Source organism: Azohydromonas lata, assembly GCF_034427735.1.
In the GTDB taxonomy this organism is placed as follows: domain Bacteria; phylum Pseudomonadota; class Gammaproteobacteria; order Burkholderiales; family Burkholderiaceae_C; genus Azohydromonas; species Azohydromonas lata.
This window is the reverse complement of the sequence record NZ_JAXOJX010000084.1, coordinates 13,762-27,702: the sequence shown is the minus strand read 5'-3', so window position 1 is coordinate 27,702 and position 13,941 is coordinate 13,762. Positions and strand designations below refer to the sequence as shown.

Below are 13,941 nucleotides of genomic sequence, written 5' to 3'. Positions count from 1 at the left end.
AGCCGGCGGGCTCAGGCAGCACGGTGCCGGCGGGCAGGCCGCCGTCGTTGGCGACGATGGCGACGTTGTCGCGCTCGTCCATCTTGATGGTCAGGGGTTGCATGGGCTCAATTCTTGGATGGCGTGAGCCCGCCGGCACGGCGGGCACCACGTAGGCCGGACTTCAGTCGGCGGTGATCTTTCCGGTCTCGATGACCTTCTTCCAGCGCAGGAACTCGGCGGCCTGGAAGGCGGTGAACTGCTCCGGCGTGTTGGCCACGATCTCGAAGCCCAGCTCCTGCAGCCGGGGCTTGACCTGCGCGTCGTTGAGCGCGGCCACCAGTGCGCCGTGCAGCCTGGCCTTGACGTCGGCCGGCAGCCCCTTGGGCGCGGCTACCGCCTGCCAGGCGTTGACCACCACGCCCTTGATGCCCAGCTCCTCCAGCGTGGGCACGTCCGGCAACAGCGGCGAGCGCTGGGTGCTGGTGATGGCCAGGGGCTTGAGCTTGCCGGCCTTGAAGTTGGGCAGGCCGGTGTTGATGTTCATGAAGGTCGCATCGACCTGCCCGCCTATCAGGTCGTTGATCACCAGCGCGCCGCCCTTGTAGGGCACGTGCGTGGCCGCGGTGCCGGTCTGCTGCCAGAACAGCTCGGCGGTGAGGTGGTCGCTGGTGCCGTTGCCCGCGGAGGCAAAGGACATCTTGCCGGGGTGCGCCTTCAGGAAGGCCAGCACGTCCGCCACGGACTTGTAGGGCGAGTTGGCGGGCACGGCCAGCACGTTGGGCGTCTGCACCGCCACCGTGACGTAGTCGAAATTCTTGAGCGGGTCGTAGCCCGGGGTCTTGATCAGGTGCGGGCCGATCACGAACGGCCCCAGCGAGGACACCAGCAGCGTGTAGCCGTCCGGCGCCGCGCGCCTGGCCGCGGCGGCGCCCAGCGTGCCGCCGGCACCGGGCTTGTTGTCCACGACGAAGGTGGCCCCCAGCTTTTCCTGCAGCTTGGCGCCCAGGGTGCGGGCGATCATGTCGGTGGAGCCCCCGGGCGGGAACGGCACCACCAGGGTCACCGGCTTGTTCGGCCAGGCCTGGGCCTGGGCACCCGCCACCAGGGCAAGGCCCAGGCCACAGGCGATCAGCAGCGTTTTCATGGTTGGTCTCCTCAATGGGGGCTTCACGCCGCAGGCGGGTCCGCCCTGCAGACGACTTGTCCCTGTTCGAAAAAGGCGCGCAGGTTGCGCACCACGAGATCGGCCATGGCGGCCCTCGTTTCGCGGGTATTGCTGCCGACGTGGGGCAGCAGCACCACGTTGTCCAGCTGCAGCAGCCGAGCGGGCACCTGCGGTTCGTGCTCGTACACGTCCAGCCCGGCACCGGCGATGCGGCCGCTGGCCAGGGCCTCCACCAGCGCCTGCTCATCCACCACGCTGCCGCGGGCGATGTTGACCAGGAAACCTTGGGGGCCGAGCGCGTCCAGCACGGCGGCATCGACGATGTGGCGCGTCGCCGCGCCGCCGGGCAGCGCCAGCACCAGGAAGTCGGCCCAACGCGCCAGCGCATGCAGCGAAGGCTCGTGCCGCAGCGCCAGCCCGCTCACGGGCTGCCGCGCGTGGTAGGCCACCTCCATGCGAAAGCCCGCGGCCCGCGCGGCGATCTGCTGGCCGATGCGCCCCATGCCGACGATGCCCAGGCGCGCGCCGCTGACCTTGCGCATGGTCGGGAAAGGCCCGCCGGGCCAGCGCCCGGCGCGCACGTAGCGGTCGGCCGCGCTCAGGCCGCGGGCGGCATCGAGCACCAGCCCCATCGCCGTATCGGCCACGCAGTCGTCAAGGACATGCGGTGTGTAGCCCACCTGGATGCCGCGCCCGCGCGCGGCCGCGAGGTCGATGCGATCGAGCCCCACCCCGAAGCTGGAGATGACTTGCAGGCCCGGCAGCGCCGCCATCATGGCGGCGTCCACGCCCACGGGCGCCGACGTCACCAGGGCCTGGAACGACGCGGCCTCGCACTGCAGCCGGGCCGCGAGGTCGCGCTCGCCGGCCAGGTCCGTCACGTCGTGGTCCTGCGCGAGCCGCTCCAGCAGCGCCGCCGCGATGCGGCCCACGTTGAGCACGCGGGGGCGCGCCCCCGGCTTGGCGTTCAAGGCGTCCATCTCAGTCGAACTTCGCGCCGGATTCCTTGACCACGCGCGCCCAGCGATCCTTCTCGCTGCGGATGAAGGCGCCGAACTCGGCCGGCGAGCCTGGCCGCAGCTCGGCCCCCATCTTGGCCAGGCGGGCCTGCACCTCCTGGGTCGCGAGAATCCGGGTCACCGCGGCGTGCAGCGTGGCCACCACCGCGGGCGGCGTGCCCGCCGGTGCCGCAATGCCCTGGTAGGAGCCGGTCTCAAACCCGGGCAGGCCGGCGGCCTCGGCCACGGTGGGCACGCCCGGCGCCGCCGAGAAGCGCTTGGCGCTGGACACCGCCAGCGCCTTGAGCTTGCCGCCCTGCACCAGCGGCAAGGTGGCCACCATGCCGTTGAACAGCACGTCGGCCTGGCCGGCGGCAACGTCGTTGAGCGCCTGCGCGCCGCCCTTGTAGGGGATGTAGGACCACGCAAGGCCGGTGCGCAGCGCGAACTCGATGCCGGCCAGGTGGTTGGCGCCGCCCGTGCCCGAGATCGCGAAGTTGACGCTGCCGGGCTTGGCCTTGGCGAGGCTGACGAGCTCGCGCACGTCCTTGACCGGCAACTGCGGGCTGACCACCAGCAGGTGCGGCGAGTAGGCCACGAGGGCCACCGGGGCGAAGTCCTTGACCGGGTCGAAGGGCAGTTGCGCGAAGACGCTGGGCGCGATGGCCAGCGAGCCGATGTCGGTCAGCAGCAGCGTCAGCCCGTCGGCCGGTGCCTTGGCAACGAAATCGGCACCGAGGTTGCCGGTGGCGCCGGCCTTGTTCTCGACCACCACGGTGGCCCCCAACTGCTCGGCCAGCTTGGGCGCGATCATGCGCGCCAGGACGTCGGAGGTGCCGCCGGCCGCGTTGGGGACGACGATTTTGACGGTCTTGCCGGCGAAATGGGCGCTGGCGGGCTCGGCCGCCAGAACGGCCCCGGGGCCCCCGGCGGCGGCCACCAGGACGGCGGCGGCCATGCCGAACAGGCGGCGGCGCGAGCGGGTGAAGCTGTGCATGGTTTGTCTCCTTGTGGTGATGTGTCGTGCGAAGCAAGCGGCGCCTGGCGCTTGCCAGGCGGGGCCGGGTTACGAACGGCGGCCGAATTCCGCGGCCTCGCGGGTCCAGGCGCGGGCCTGCCCGCTCAGGCTCACGCCCAGGCCGGGCCGCGTGGGCACCAACATGCGGCCGTCCTTGATCTCCAGCCGCTCGTTGAACAGCGGCTCCAGCCAGTCGAAGTGCTCCACCCAGGGCTCGCTCGGGTAGGCCGCGGCCAGGTGCACGTGCAACTCCATCGCGAAGTGCGGGCCCAGCATCAGCCCGGCGGCTTCGGCCTGCGCGGCGATCTTCAAGAAGGGCGTGATCCCGCCCACGCGGGGCGCGTCGGGCATGAGGTAGTCGGCGGCGCGGTGGCGTATGAGCTCGCCGTGCTCGGCGGCGCTGGTGAGCATCTCGCCGGTGGCGATCGGGGTGTCGAACTGCGCGGCCAGCGCGGCGTGGCCCTCATGGTCGTAGGCGTCCAGCGGCTCCTCGATCCATACCAGGTTGAACTGCTCGAAGACGCGGCACATGCGCTGCGCGGTGGGCCGGTCCCACTGCTGGTTGGCGTCCACCATCAGCGGCACGTGGTCGCCCAGGTGCTTGCGCACGGCCTCCACCCGCTGGATGTCCAGGGCCCGGTCGGGCTGTCCCACCTTGAGCTTGATGCCGCCTATGCCCCGCTCCACCGAAGCCGCGGCATTGACCAGCAACTGCTCCAGCGGCGTGTGCAGGAAGCCGCCCGACGTGTTGTAGCACTGCACGGAATCGCGGTAGGCGCCCAGCAGCTTGGCCAGCGACAGCCCCGCGCGACGGGCCTTGAGGTCGTACAGCGCCACGTCGAAGGCGCCCAGCGCCTGCGTGGACAGGCCGCTGCGCCCCACCGAGGCGCCGGCCCAGCACAGCTTGTTCCACAGCTTGGCGATGTCGCTCGGGTCCTCGCCCAACAACGCCGGGGCAATCTCCTTGGCGTGCGCGAACTGCCCCGGCCCGCCGGCGCGCTTGGAATAGCTGAAGCCCAGGCCCTCGTGCCCGCCGGCCGTGCGTACCTCGGCAAACAGCATGGCGACCTCCGTCATCGGCTTCTGGCGCCCGGTGAGCACCTTGGCATCGCTGATGGGCGTAGCCAGCGGCAAGTAGCACGAGGAAATGCGCAGCCATTCGATGCGGTCGGTGCTGGCCGGGGTGGCGGTCGTCATGTCGAAGTCCTGGGTGGTTTGTGCTAAGGCACCATGAATGACAACGTTGTCATTCATGCATCAAAAAAACGTCGTTGTCGGCGACGGCTGGGATGGCACGAATGATAACGTTGTCATTTGACACGTCAAGCGACCCCACGGGCCTGTTGGACAATGGCGCTTCCGCACCGACTTGCCGCCCATGCCCACCTCGCCCACTCCCAGGAAGACCGTCACGCTGCACGACGTGGCGCGCGAGGCGGGCGTCTCGCTGATCACGGCTTCGCGCGCGCTGGGCAACCCGGCGCTGGTGTCCAAGGCCACGATCGAGCGCGTGCAGCAGGCGGTGGCGGCCACGGGCTACATCCCCAACCTGCTGGCCGGCGGGCTCAAGTCCAAGCGCAGCCTGATGGTGGCGGCGCTGGTGCCCAACATCTCGGTGGCGCAGTTCCTGCCGACGGTGCAGGCGCTGACCGACGCGCTGGAGCAGGCCGGCTACCAGCTCATCCTGGGCCAGACCGGCTACGACCGGGCGCGCGAGGACACGCTGCTGGGCACCATGCTCAGCCGCCGGCCGGACGCGCTGGTGATGGGCGGGCTGGTCGCCTCGCAGACCTCGCGCGAGCGGCTGCGGCAGGCGGGCATTCCGGTGGTGGAGACCTGGGACCTCACCGACCACCCGGTGGACATGGTGGTGGGCTTCTCGCACCTGAAGGTGGGCGGCGCCATCGCCGGCTACTTCCTGTCCAAGGGCTGGACCCGGCTGGGCATGGCCACGGGCGACGACCAGCGCGCGGCGGTGCGGCGCGAGGGTTTCATCGCCACGCTGGGCCGCGACGTGCCCACGGCCGTGGTCAAGGCGCCCAGCACGCTGGAGGCGGGCCGCCGCGCGTTGGGCGAGCTGCTCGCGCAAGACGCCGGGCTGCGGGCCGTCTACTGCAGCTCCGACCAGATGGCGCAGGGCGTGCTGGTGGAGGCGCTGGCGCGCGGGCTGCGCGTGCCGCAGGACCTGGCGGTGTGCGGCTTTGGCGACGCGGACTTCGCGGCCCACCTGGAGCCCGCGCTGACCACGGTGCGCGTGGATGGCGCCGCCATAGGCCTCAAGGCGGCCGAGCTGCTGCTGGCGCGCTGCCGCGGGGAAGCCGTCCCGCAGCGCGTGGTGGACCTGGGCTTTCGCATCGTCGAGCGCGCATCCACGGCCGCCGCGGCGCCCGCGCCGGGCTGACCGGCCCAGCGCGACGACGAGGGCGGCGGCGGCGGCGCGCCGTCACAGCACCAGCAGTGCCCGGAAGTCGTTGACGTTGGTGAAGGTGGGCCCGGGGCTCACCAGATCGTCCAGCGCGGCGAAGAAGGAATAGGCGTCGTTGCGGTCGAGGAAATCCGCGGGCTTCAGGCCCAGGGCCGCCGCGCGCGCCAGGGTGTCGGGGGTGACGATGGCGCCGGCGTTGTCCTCCATGCCGTCTATGCCGTCGGTGTCCGCTGCCAGCACGTAGATGCCGCGCTCGGCCTGCAGCGCCAGCGCGCAGCCCAGCAGGAATTCCGTGGCCCGCCCGCCCCGGCCGCCCTTGTGCCGCACCGTCACCGTGGTCTCGCCGCCGGAGAGGATGACGCAGGGGCTGGTGAACGGCTCGCCGTGGCGGGCCACGGCGCGCGCCAGGGCGGCGTGCACCTTGCCGACCTCGCGGCTCTCGCCTTCCATGTCGTCGGCCAGGATGCGGGCGGCCACGCCGCGCGAGCGCGCCAGCCGGGCGGCGGCCTCCAGGCTCTGGCGCGGCGTGGCGATCATGCGCAGCTCGTGGCCGTCGAAGCAGGGGTCACCCGGCGCGGGCGTCTCGAACGCGCCGCTTTCCAGGCCGGCCCGCGCGGCGGGGGGAATGTCGATGCCGTAGCGGCGCAGGATGGCCAGCGCGTCGGCGCAGGTCGTGGCGTCGCCCACCGTCGGGCCGCTGGCGATGATGGCGGGGTCGTCGCCGGGCACGTCGGAGATGGTGAGGGTGAGCACGCGCGCGGGCGCGCACATCGCGGCCAGGCGGCCGCCCTTGACGGCGGAGAGGTGCTTTCGCACGCAGTTCATCTCGTCGATGGCCGCGCCGCTGCGCAGCAGCGCCTTGTTGACGGACTGCTTGTCTTGCAGCGTCAGGCCTTTGGCGGGCAGGCTCAGCAAGGCCGAGCCGCCGCCGGAGATGAGGCAGATCACCAGGTCGTCGGCGGTGAGGCCGCGGGTGAGCTCCACGATGCGCCGCGTGGCCGCCAGGCCTGCGGCGTCAGGCACCGGGTGGGCCGCTTCCACGACCTCGATGCGGCCGCGCCGCGCGGCGTAGGCCGGCGGCACGTGGCCGTAGCGGGTGACGACGAGGCCGGAGAGCGGCGCATCGGCCGGCCACAGCGCGTCCACCGCCGCGGCCATGGCGCCGCCGGCCTTGCCCGCGCCCAGCACCAGCGTGCGCCCGCGCGGCGGCGAGGGCAGGTGCGCGGCGATGTTCTCCGCCGGCAGCGCGCGGGACACGGCGGCGTCGAAGAGGGAGCGCAGGAAGGCGCGGGGGTCGTTCATGAACGGTCCTTGCGGCCACGTCGGCCGAAGAAAAAGAGTCGTCATCCCGGCGCAGGCCGGGATCCACGATCACCGGGGGTCTCGCTGGCCGGCATTGAAGCGGGCCGGCACCGGCCAGGCCACCGCCACGGCGCGCGTGGATCCCGGCCTTCGCCGGGATGACGGCGTTGCGGCTTGCGGCCGGTGCCGTCATTGCGCGCCAGGGAGGTGACGGCGATGGCGGGCCTTCAGCCCTCCTTCTTCGCCACCTCGTGCCCGGCCAGCAGCTCCAGCGCGCGCACCACGGCGGAGTGGTCCAGCCCGGCCATGCCGTTGGCCGCGCAACCTTGCATGAGCTGCGCCGTGCTGGCGGTGTTGGGCAGCGCCACGCCCAGGGTGCGGGCGCCTTGCAGGGCGAGGCTCAAGTCCTTCTGGTGCAGGGCGATGCGGAAGCCCGGGTCGAAGGTGCGCTTGATCATGCGCTCGCCGTGCACCTCCAGCACGCGGCTGCTGGCGAAGCCGCCCATGAGGGCCTGGCGCACGCGCGCCGGGTCGGCGCCGGCCTTGCTGGCGAACACCAGCGCCTCGCCCACGGCGGCGATGTTCAGCGCCACGATGATCTGGTTGGCCACCTTGGTGGTCTGCCCGTCGCCGTTGCCGCCCACCAGCGTGATGTTCTTGCCCATCAGCTCGAACAGCGGTTTCACGCGCTCGAACGCCGCATCGGGGCCGCCGACCATGATGGTCAGCGACGCGGCCTTGGCGCCCACCTCGCCGCCGGAAACCGGCGCGTCCAGGTAATCGGCGCCTATGGCGTTGATGCGCTTGGCAAAATCCTTGGTGCGGATGGGGCAGATGCTGCTCATGTCCACCACCACCTTGCCGGCGGTGAGGCCGGACGCCACGCCCTTCTCCTCGAACAGCACCGCCTCCACGTCGGGCGTGTCCGGGACCATGATGAAGACGATGTCCGCGCGCTCGGCCACGCCGCGCGCGCTGGTGCACACGGTGGCCGACGTTTCCGCGATGGCGTCCGGCACCTTGCCCACGGTGTGGACGAAGAGCTGATGCCCGGCCTTGATAAGGTGGCCGCACATGGGCGCACCCATGATGCCCAGGCCGATGAAGCCGAGTTTCAAGGGGGAAGTGGTCATGGTCGTTTCTCCTTGGTTTTGGTGGTCGCTTCAGCGGGCAAGGCGCTGCATCCAGGCCAGGCCCGCTTCGGTGGTGGTGGCCGGCTTGTATTCGCAGCCGATGTGGCCCTCGTAGCCCAGGCGGTCGATGTGCTGGAACAGGAAGGGCCAGTTGAGCTCGCCCGTGCCGGGCTCGTTGCGGCCCGGGTTGTCGGCGAGCTGGATGTGGGCGATGCGCGGCAGCAGCTTCTGCAGCGTCGCGGCGATCTCGCCTTCCACGCGCTGCGCGTGGTAGATGTCGTACTGCAGGAAGGCGTTGGCCGCGCCCACCTCGTCCAGGATGCCGATCGCCTGGGCGCTGGTGGTCAGGTAGAAGCCGGGAATGTCGAAGGGGTTGATGGGCTCGATCAGCAAGTTGATGTCGGCCGCTTCGAGTTCCTTCGCGGCGAAGCGCAGGTTCTCCACGAAGGTGCGGCGCAGCGTGGCGGCATCGACACCGGCGGGCGCCTTGCCGGCCAGGCAGTTGAGCTGGCCCACGCCCAGCGCCTTGGCGTAGCGCACGGCGCGGCCCACGCCGTCGCGGAACTCCTGCACGCGGTCGGGGTGGCAGGCAATGCCGCGCTCGCCCGCGGCCCAATCGCCCGCGGGCAGGTTGTGCAGCACCAGGGTCAGGCCGTGGGTGTCGAGCTGCTCGCGGATCGCCTGCGGCTCATGGTCATAGGGGAACAGGAACTCCACGGCCTTGAAGCCGGCGCGCGCGGCGCGCTCGAAGCGGTCCAGGAAAGGGACCTCCGTGAAGAGCATGGTCAGATTGGCGGCGAAGGTGGGCATGGTCTTGGTCCGTTGCGTGTTCCTGGGCTTGCGTGGCGAGTGCCTTGAGTGCCAGTGGCGCAGGCCGTCAGAAGAGATTCGTCATTCCCGCGAAGGCGGGAATCCAGGCGGCCCCCAAGCCGGCTGGCAGCCGATGGGCAGGCAGCACGCGCTTTTGCGGCCTCGTGCTGCCTGCGCCGTCCCTCACGCTGCGGCGTGGGGCCGCCTGGATGCCCGCCTTCGCGGGCATGACGGAACAGTAGGGAACCGTCGTCGCTATCGGCGACGGTTGTAGCGAGTGGCGCCTTACTCCAGCAGCCCCGCCAGTTCCAGCCCCTGGGTGCCCTCGGGGTGGCGGCAGTCGATGGACTCGAACTCGTTGACGTTGTTGATCTCGGTGCCCATGGCGATGTTGGTCACCCGCTCCAGGATGCACTCCACCACCACCGGCACGCGGTGCTGGCGCGCCAGGGCGTGGGCCTGCTTCAGCGTCTCGCCGATCTTCTCGGGGTCGGTCACGCGCAGCGCCTTGCAGCCCAGGCCCTCGACCACGGCCACGTGGTCCACGCCGTAGCCGCGCAGCTCGCCCGCGTCTTCCGGCATGTTCTGGTTCTCGAACGAGAGCTGCACGCAGAAGTCCATGTCGAAGCCGCGCTGGGACTGGCGGATCAGGCCCAGGTAGGAGTTGTTGACCAGCACCTGCACGTAGGGCAGCCGGAACTGCGCACCCACGGCCAGCTCCTCGATCAGGAACTGGAAGTCGTAGTCCCCGGACAGGCCCACCACGGTGCGCGTCGGGTCCGCCGCCACCACGCCCAGCGCAGCGGGGATGGTCCAGCCCAGCGGGCCGGCCTGGCCGCAGTTGATCCACTGGCGCGGGCCGTACACGTGCAGGAACTGCGCGCCGGCGATCTGTGACAGGCCGATGGTGGAGACGTACACCGTGTCGCGCGGGAAGGCGGCGTTCATCTCCTCGTACACGCGCATGGGCTTGATGGGCGTCTGCTCGTAGTGGCTCTTGCGGTGCATCAGGCGCTTGCGCTCGGCGCAGCGGAAGGCCCAGTCCTCATACGACTTGAGCGTGCCCGCGGCCTTGCGCTCGCGCGCCACCTGGACGAACAGCTCCAGCGCGGCCTTGGCGTCCGAGACGATGCCCAGGTCCGGCATGAACACGCGGCCGATCTGCGTGGGCTCGATGTCCACGTGCACGAAGGTGCGGCCCTTCGTATAGACATCGACCGAGCCCGTGTGCCGGTTGGCCCAGCGGTTGCCGATACCCAGGACGAAATCGCTGGCCAGCATGGTGGCGTTGCCATAGCGGTGGCTGGTCTGCAGGCCCACCATGCCGGCCATGAGCGGGTGGTCGTCGGGGATGGAGCCCCAGCCCATGAGCGTGGGGATCACCGGCACGCCCAGCGTCTCGGCCAGCTCGACCAGCAAGTCGCTGGCGTCGGCGTTGATGATGCCGCCGCCGGCCACGATCAGCGGCTTCTCGCTGGCCAGCAGCATGTCCAGCGCCTTGTTGACCTGCTTGCGCGTCGCGGCGGGCTTGTAGGAGGGCAGCGGCTCGTAGGTGTCGATGTCGAACTCGATCTCGGCCATCTGCACGTCGAACGGCAGGTCGATCAGCACCGGGCCCGGGCGGCCGGAGCGCATGAGGTGGAAGGCCTGCTGGAACGCGCGCGGCACCTGCGCGGGCTCGCGCACCGTCACGGCCCACTTGGTGACGGGCTTGGCGATGGACTCGATGTCCACGGCCTGGAAGTCCTCCTTGTACAGGCGCGCCCGCGGCGCCTGGCCCGTGATGCACAGGATGGGAATGGAATCTGCGCCGGCCGAGTACAGGCCCGTGATCATGTCCGTGCCCGCGGGGCCGGAGGTGCCGATGCACACGCCGATGTTGCCCGCGCGGGCCCGGGTGTAGCCCTCGGCCATGTGCGAGGCCGCCTCCACGTGGCGGGCCAGCACGTGGCCGATGGAGCCGCGCTCGCGCAGCGCCGCGTACAGCGGATTGATGGCCGCGCCGGGCACGCCAAACGCCTGGCTGATGCCTTCCTTCTCCATCACCAGCACCGCGGCCATCGCCGCCTTCATCTTGGCCATCTTGGTCTCCTTCAAGGTCGATCAAAAACCGTTGGCGTGATGGTCGGTGCGGGCGGCCCGGCGCGGAATCCAAGCCGGCGGATATGAGCTATTCCACCGGCGCATGGCCTGGGGCAGACCCTGAGGGCCGCGTTGCCGCGGCTTGCAGTTGCAACCGCCGGTCATCGCAGTTGTGCATTCCGTGCAGGAATGAATGGGCCTGTGCTGGCTACAGTGCCCGCATGGACAGAGTGCAGGGCCTACAACTATTCATCCGCGTCGTGGAGACGGGCAGCTTCAGCAAGGCCAGCGCCGACATGGGGCTCACGCAGCCCACGGCCACCAAGCACGTGGCGGCGCTGGAGGCGCGCCTGGGCGCGCGGCTGCTCTACCGCAGCACGCGCGGCGTCACGCCCACCGAGGTGGGCGCGCTCTACTACGACAAGTGCAAGCGCATCGCGCAGGAGCTGGAGGAGGCGGACAACCTCGCGCTGCTGCTGCAAAGCCGCGTGGGCGGGCAGTTGCGCATCAGCACCTCGGTGGCCTTCGGCCGGCGCGTCATGACGCCGCTGGTGCTGCGCTTCATGCGCGAGCACCCGGACATGTCGGTGGACCTGAGCTTCGATGACCGCTACGTCAACCTCGTGGAGCAAGGCGTGGACGTGGCGCTGCGCATGGGCCGCCTGGCCGACTCCACCTTGGGCGCGCGCTTCCTGGGCCTCAACCCCTGGCTGCTGGCGGCCTCGCCGGCCTACCTGCAGGCGCACGGCACGCCCGACAGCGCCGAGGCCGTGGCCGCCCACCCCTGCTTGGTCTACAGCAGCGTGCAGGGCGACGAGCGCTGGAGCTTCACCTTGCCGGACGGCCGGATACAGACCGTGCCGGTGAAGGGGCCGCTGCGCTCCAACAACCTCTCAGCCGTGCTCTCCGCCTGCCGTGCGGGCATGGGGCTGGCGGTGCTGCCGCACTACGTGGCGCGCGTCTCGCTCAACGAGGGCGCGCTGGTGCCCGTGCTGCCCACGCTGTCGCTGCCCAGCCAGGAGCTGCACGCGGTGTATCCGTCGCCCAAGCTGCTGCCGGGCAAGGTGCAGGTCTTCGTGAACTGGTTGCAGGCGCAATTGGGCGAGCGCTGGTGGGAGAAGAACCTGGAGCAGGAGCCGGCCCCGGCGGCTGGGCCGGCCCAGGCGCATCCGCCGGCGTGAGGGCTGCCCGTCAGGGCGTGTGCGTGGTCCGCTCCAGGCGGGCGACGTCCAGCCCCTGCGCGGCCAGGCGCTGCAGCAGCGCGTCGTAGCGTGCGGCGTCCACCTGCGGCGTGCGCGAGAGTATCCACAGGTACTCGCGCCTGGGCTCGCTCACGGCGCTGAGCTGGTAGCCGGCATCCAGGTCCACCACCCAGTAGTCGCCCCACACGGCCGGCAGCCACGACAGCCAGGCCGGCGCGAAGCGCACCTTGAGCTTGGGCGACGCGGGCCCGCCCTGCTGGCGCGCCGTGCCCACGGCCTCGTCCATGGCGCCGCTGGCCAGGCGGCAGCGGTTGAGCACGCGCACCGTGCCGTCCTCCTGCAGGCTGTAGCGGGCCTGCGTGTCGGCCACGCACTGGCTCTGGAAGCGGTTGGGGAACTTGGCGATCTCGTACCAGGTGCCTTCGTAGCGCGGCACGTCCAGCGCCTCGATGGTGGCCAGCTCGGCCGAGGGCGCCGGGGCCTGCGCGCAGGCGGTGAACGCGGCCAGCGCCAGCGTGGTGCCGGCCAGGGCAAGGGGCAGTCGCATCGTGGGAGTCGTCCTGTGGTCGTGGCGGCCGTTGCGGCCATGACGGCAGGCCCCTGGCCTGCACGCGGCGGCCATGATGCCGTGTCCGTGCGGGTGGACCGCTCGACAGGCTTGATCGGTGCACATGGCAGGCGATGCGTGCGCCGCCGTTCAACGGCCGGCCGGGCGGGGGCGCCCGGCTCACGACGGCTGCAGGCGCGCGGGCCGGGCGTCAGGCGGCGCGCATGCCGCTGCCCGGCGTGCGCAGCTGCAGCAGCGCCTGGAGCGACGCCGGCAGCGGGAACTGGTCCGCGCACAGCAGCGCGCTCACGGCGCGGCCGGGGTGGGCGGTGTCGCTCAACTGCGGGTTCAGCGGCAAGGGCTGGGCGCGGCGCAGGTCGGCGAACACGGCCACCAGCGGCTGCTCGGCGCGCCGGCCGCGTGCCAGCACCATGCCGGCCTCGCCGCTTTCCAGTTGCACCAGGCTGCCCAGCGGGTACAGGCCCACGGCCTGGACCAGCGCGGCGCCGATGGGATCGTGCCCCGCGCGCTGCGCCATGCACGCATCCGCACCGCCGGCGGCCTGCAGCGTGGTCACGGGCGCGCGGCGGCTCAGCGCCATGCGCGTGCAAAACCGGTCCACGCGGCGCAGCAGCACGGCCAGGTGCTGCGCGGATGTCATGAACGTGGGCGGCAGCGCCTCAGACACCGCAACACGGTGCTGGCGCACGGCCTCCAGCCAGACGGGATCGCCATCGGCTTCCTCCAGCGCCAGCAGAACGGCGTCCTCGGCGTAGCGCCGCAGCAGCTCGGCCACGGGCTCGCCGGGCTGCGTGGCGATGACGCGGCCCATGCGCTCGCGCAGCACCACCATGGGCACGGACAGCATGAGCGCCGCACGTTCGAGATGCGCAATGAGCGCGGCGCCGTAGCCCAGCGCACGCGCGACCTCCGAAGCCACGAGCATGCGGCACAGCGCCTGGGCACCGACGGCACCGGCGCCGTTGCGCGAGAGGGCCTGCAGGCCATGCAGCAAGGCTGCGTCCATGTCGCGCGCCGCCAGCACGCGGGCGCGGGAGCGCACCTGCAGCACCTGCTCCAGCCAGTCCCAGGTGTCGGCGCGGTGCTGCAGCGCGGCTTGCAGCTCCAGCGCAAGCTTGTCCCATTCCGAGCCGGGCGCCTGAGCCGCATCCGCGCAGCTCGGTACACGCAGGAAGGCGGACAGTTGCACGTAAGAGTTTGTCAAAGAACCCATGGCCGTCATGTAAGCTGTTACGACACACAGCGTAGGGACAGGG

Annotated in this window: 12 protein-coding genes; 2 read left to right on the top strand and 10 right to left on the bottom strand. The window is 71.2% G+C overall.

Annotation, left to right across the window (positions count from 1 at the left end; genetic code table 11):
* Nucleotides 1-163: 163 nt before the first annotated feature.
* From SM757_RS30080 to SM757_RS30065, 4 genes are all read right to left on the bottom strand, one after another.
* Nucleotides 164-1,126: a Bug family tripartite tricarboxylate transporter substrate binding protein gene (locus SM757_RS30080; RefSeq protein WP_322468157.1), complete on the bottom strand. Its 963-nt coding sequence runs from the start codon at nucleotides 1,124-1,126 to the stop codon at nucleotides 164-166.
* Between the two features lie 23 nt (nucleotides 1,127-1,149).
* A complete protein-coding gene (locus SM757_RS30075) occupies nucleotides 1,150-2,127 on the bottom strand; it encodes a 2-hydroxyacid dehydrogenase (protein ID WP_322468156.1) in 978 nt (325 codons plus the stop codon).
* A 1-nt stretch (nucleotide 2,128) separates the two neighbouring features.
* Nucleotides 2,129-3,142, bottom strand: coding sequence for a Bug family tripartite tricarboxylate transporter substrate binding protein (locus tag SM757_RS30070; RefSeq protein WP_084267816.1), 1,014 nt, complete (start codon nucleotides 3,140-3,142; stop codon nucleotides 2,129-2,131).
* A 69-nt stretch (nucleotides 3,143-3,211) separates the two neighbouring features.
* Entirely contained in the window at nucleotides 3,212-4,360 is a 1,149-nt protein-coding gene (locus tag SM757_RS30065; protein WP_066341225.1) for an L-talarate/galactarate dehydratase, read from the bottom strand.
* A 181-nt stretch (nucleotides 4,361-4,541) separates the two neighbouring features.
* On the opposite strand from SM757_RS30065, the gene SM757_RS30060 reads away from it, so the two are divergent.
* Nucleotides 4,542-5,564, top strand: coding sequence for a LacI family DNA-binding transcriptional regulator (locus SM757_RS30060; protein ID WP_322468155.1), 1,023 nt, complete (start codon nucleotides 4,542-4,544; stop codon nucleotides 5,562-5,564).
* A gap of 42 nt (nucleotides 5,565-5,606) precedes the next feature.
* Here the strand turns inward: SM757_RS30060 and SM757_RS30055 are convergent, their stop codons facing one another.
* The 4 genes from SM757_RS30055 to gcl all read right to left on the bottom strand — a co-directional run bounded on the left by SM757_RS30055 (nucleotide 5,607) and on the right by gcl (nucleotide 10,915).
* Nucleotides 5,607-6,890 carry a glycerate kinase type-2 family protein gene (locus tag SM757_RS30055; protein WP_322468154.1) on the bottom strand — a complete coding sequence of 428 codons (1,284 nt, stop codon included), beginning with the start codon at nucleotides 6,888-6,890 and terminating at the stop codon, nucleotides 5,607-5,609.
* Nucleotides 6,891-7,117: 227 nt separating this feature from the next.
* The gene (gene glxR / locus SM757_RS30050; RefSeq protein WP_066341232.1) at nucleotides 7,118-8,023 is read right to left on the bottom strand and encodes a 2-hydroxy-3-oxopropionate reductase; all 906 of its coding nucleotides are present in this window, start codon (nucleotides 8,021-8,023) and stop codon (nucleotides 7,118-7,120) included.
* Nucleotides 8,024-8,053: 30 nt separating this feature from the next.
* Nucleotides 8,054-8,833, bottom strand: a complete 780-nt coding sequence (hyi, locus tag SM757_RS30045; RefSeq protein ID WP_322468153.1) for a hydroxypyruvate isomerase — start codon at nucleotides 8,831-8,833, stop codon at nucleotides 8,054-8,056.
* 285 nt (nucleotides 8,834-9,118) lie between these two features.
* Nucleotides 9,119-10,915: a glyoxylate carboligase gene (gene gcl, locus SM757_RS30040; RefSeq protein ID WP_322468152.1), complete on the bottom strand. Its 1,797-nt coding sequence runs from the start codon at nucleotides 10,913-10,915 to the stop codon at nucleotides 9,119-9,121.
* Nucleotides 10,916-11,136: 221 nt separating this feature from the next.
* On the opposite strand from gcl, the gene SM757_RS30035 reads away from it, so the two are divergent.
* Entirely contained in the window at nucleotides 11,137-12,096 is a 960-nt protein-coding gene (locus SM757_RS30035) for a LysR family transcriptional regulator (RefSeq protein WP_322468151.1), read from the top strand.
* Nucleotides 12,097-12,106: 10 nt separating this feature from the next.
* On the opposite strand, the gene SM757_RS30030 is transcribed toward SM757_RS30035, so the two are convergent.
* Nucleotides 12,107-12,664, bottom strand: a complete 558-nt coding sequence (locus SM757_RS30030) for a lipocalin family protein (protein WP_066341239.1) — start codon at nucleotides 12,662-12,664, stop codon at nucleotides 12,107-12,109.
* A 211-nt stretch (nucleotides 12,665-12,875) separates the two neighbouring features.
* The gene (locus tag SM757_RS30025; RefSeq protein ID WP_322468150.1) at nucleotides 12,876-13,874 is read right to left on the bottom strand and encodes a hypothetical protein; all 999 of its coding nucleotides are present in this window, start codon (nucleotides 13,872-13,874) and stop codon (nucleotides 12,876-12,878) included.
* Between the last annotated feature and the right edge of the window lie 67 nt (nucleotides 13,875-13,941).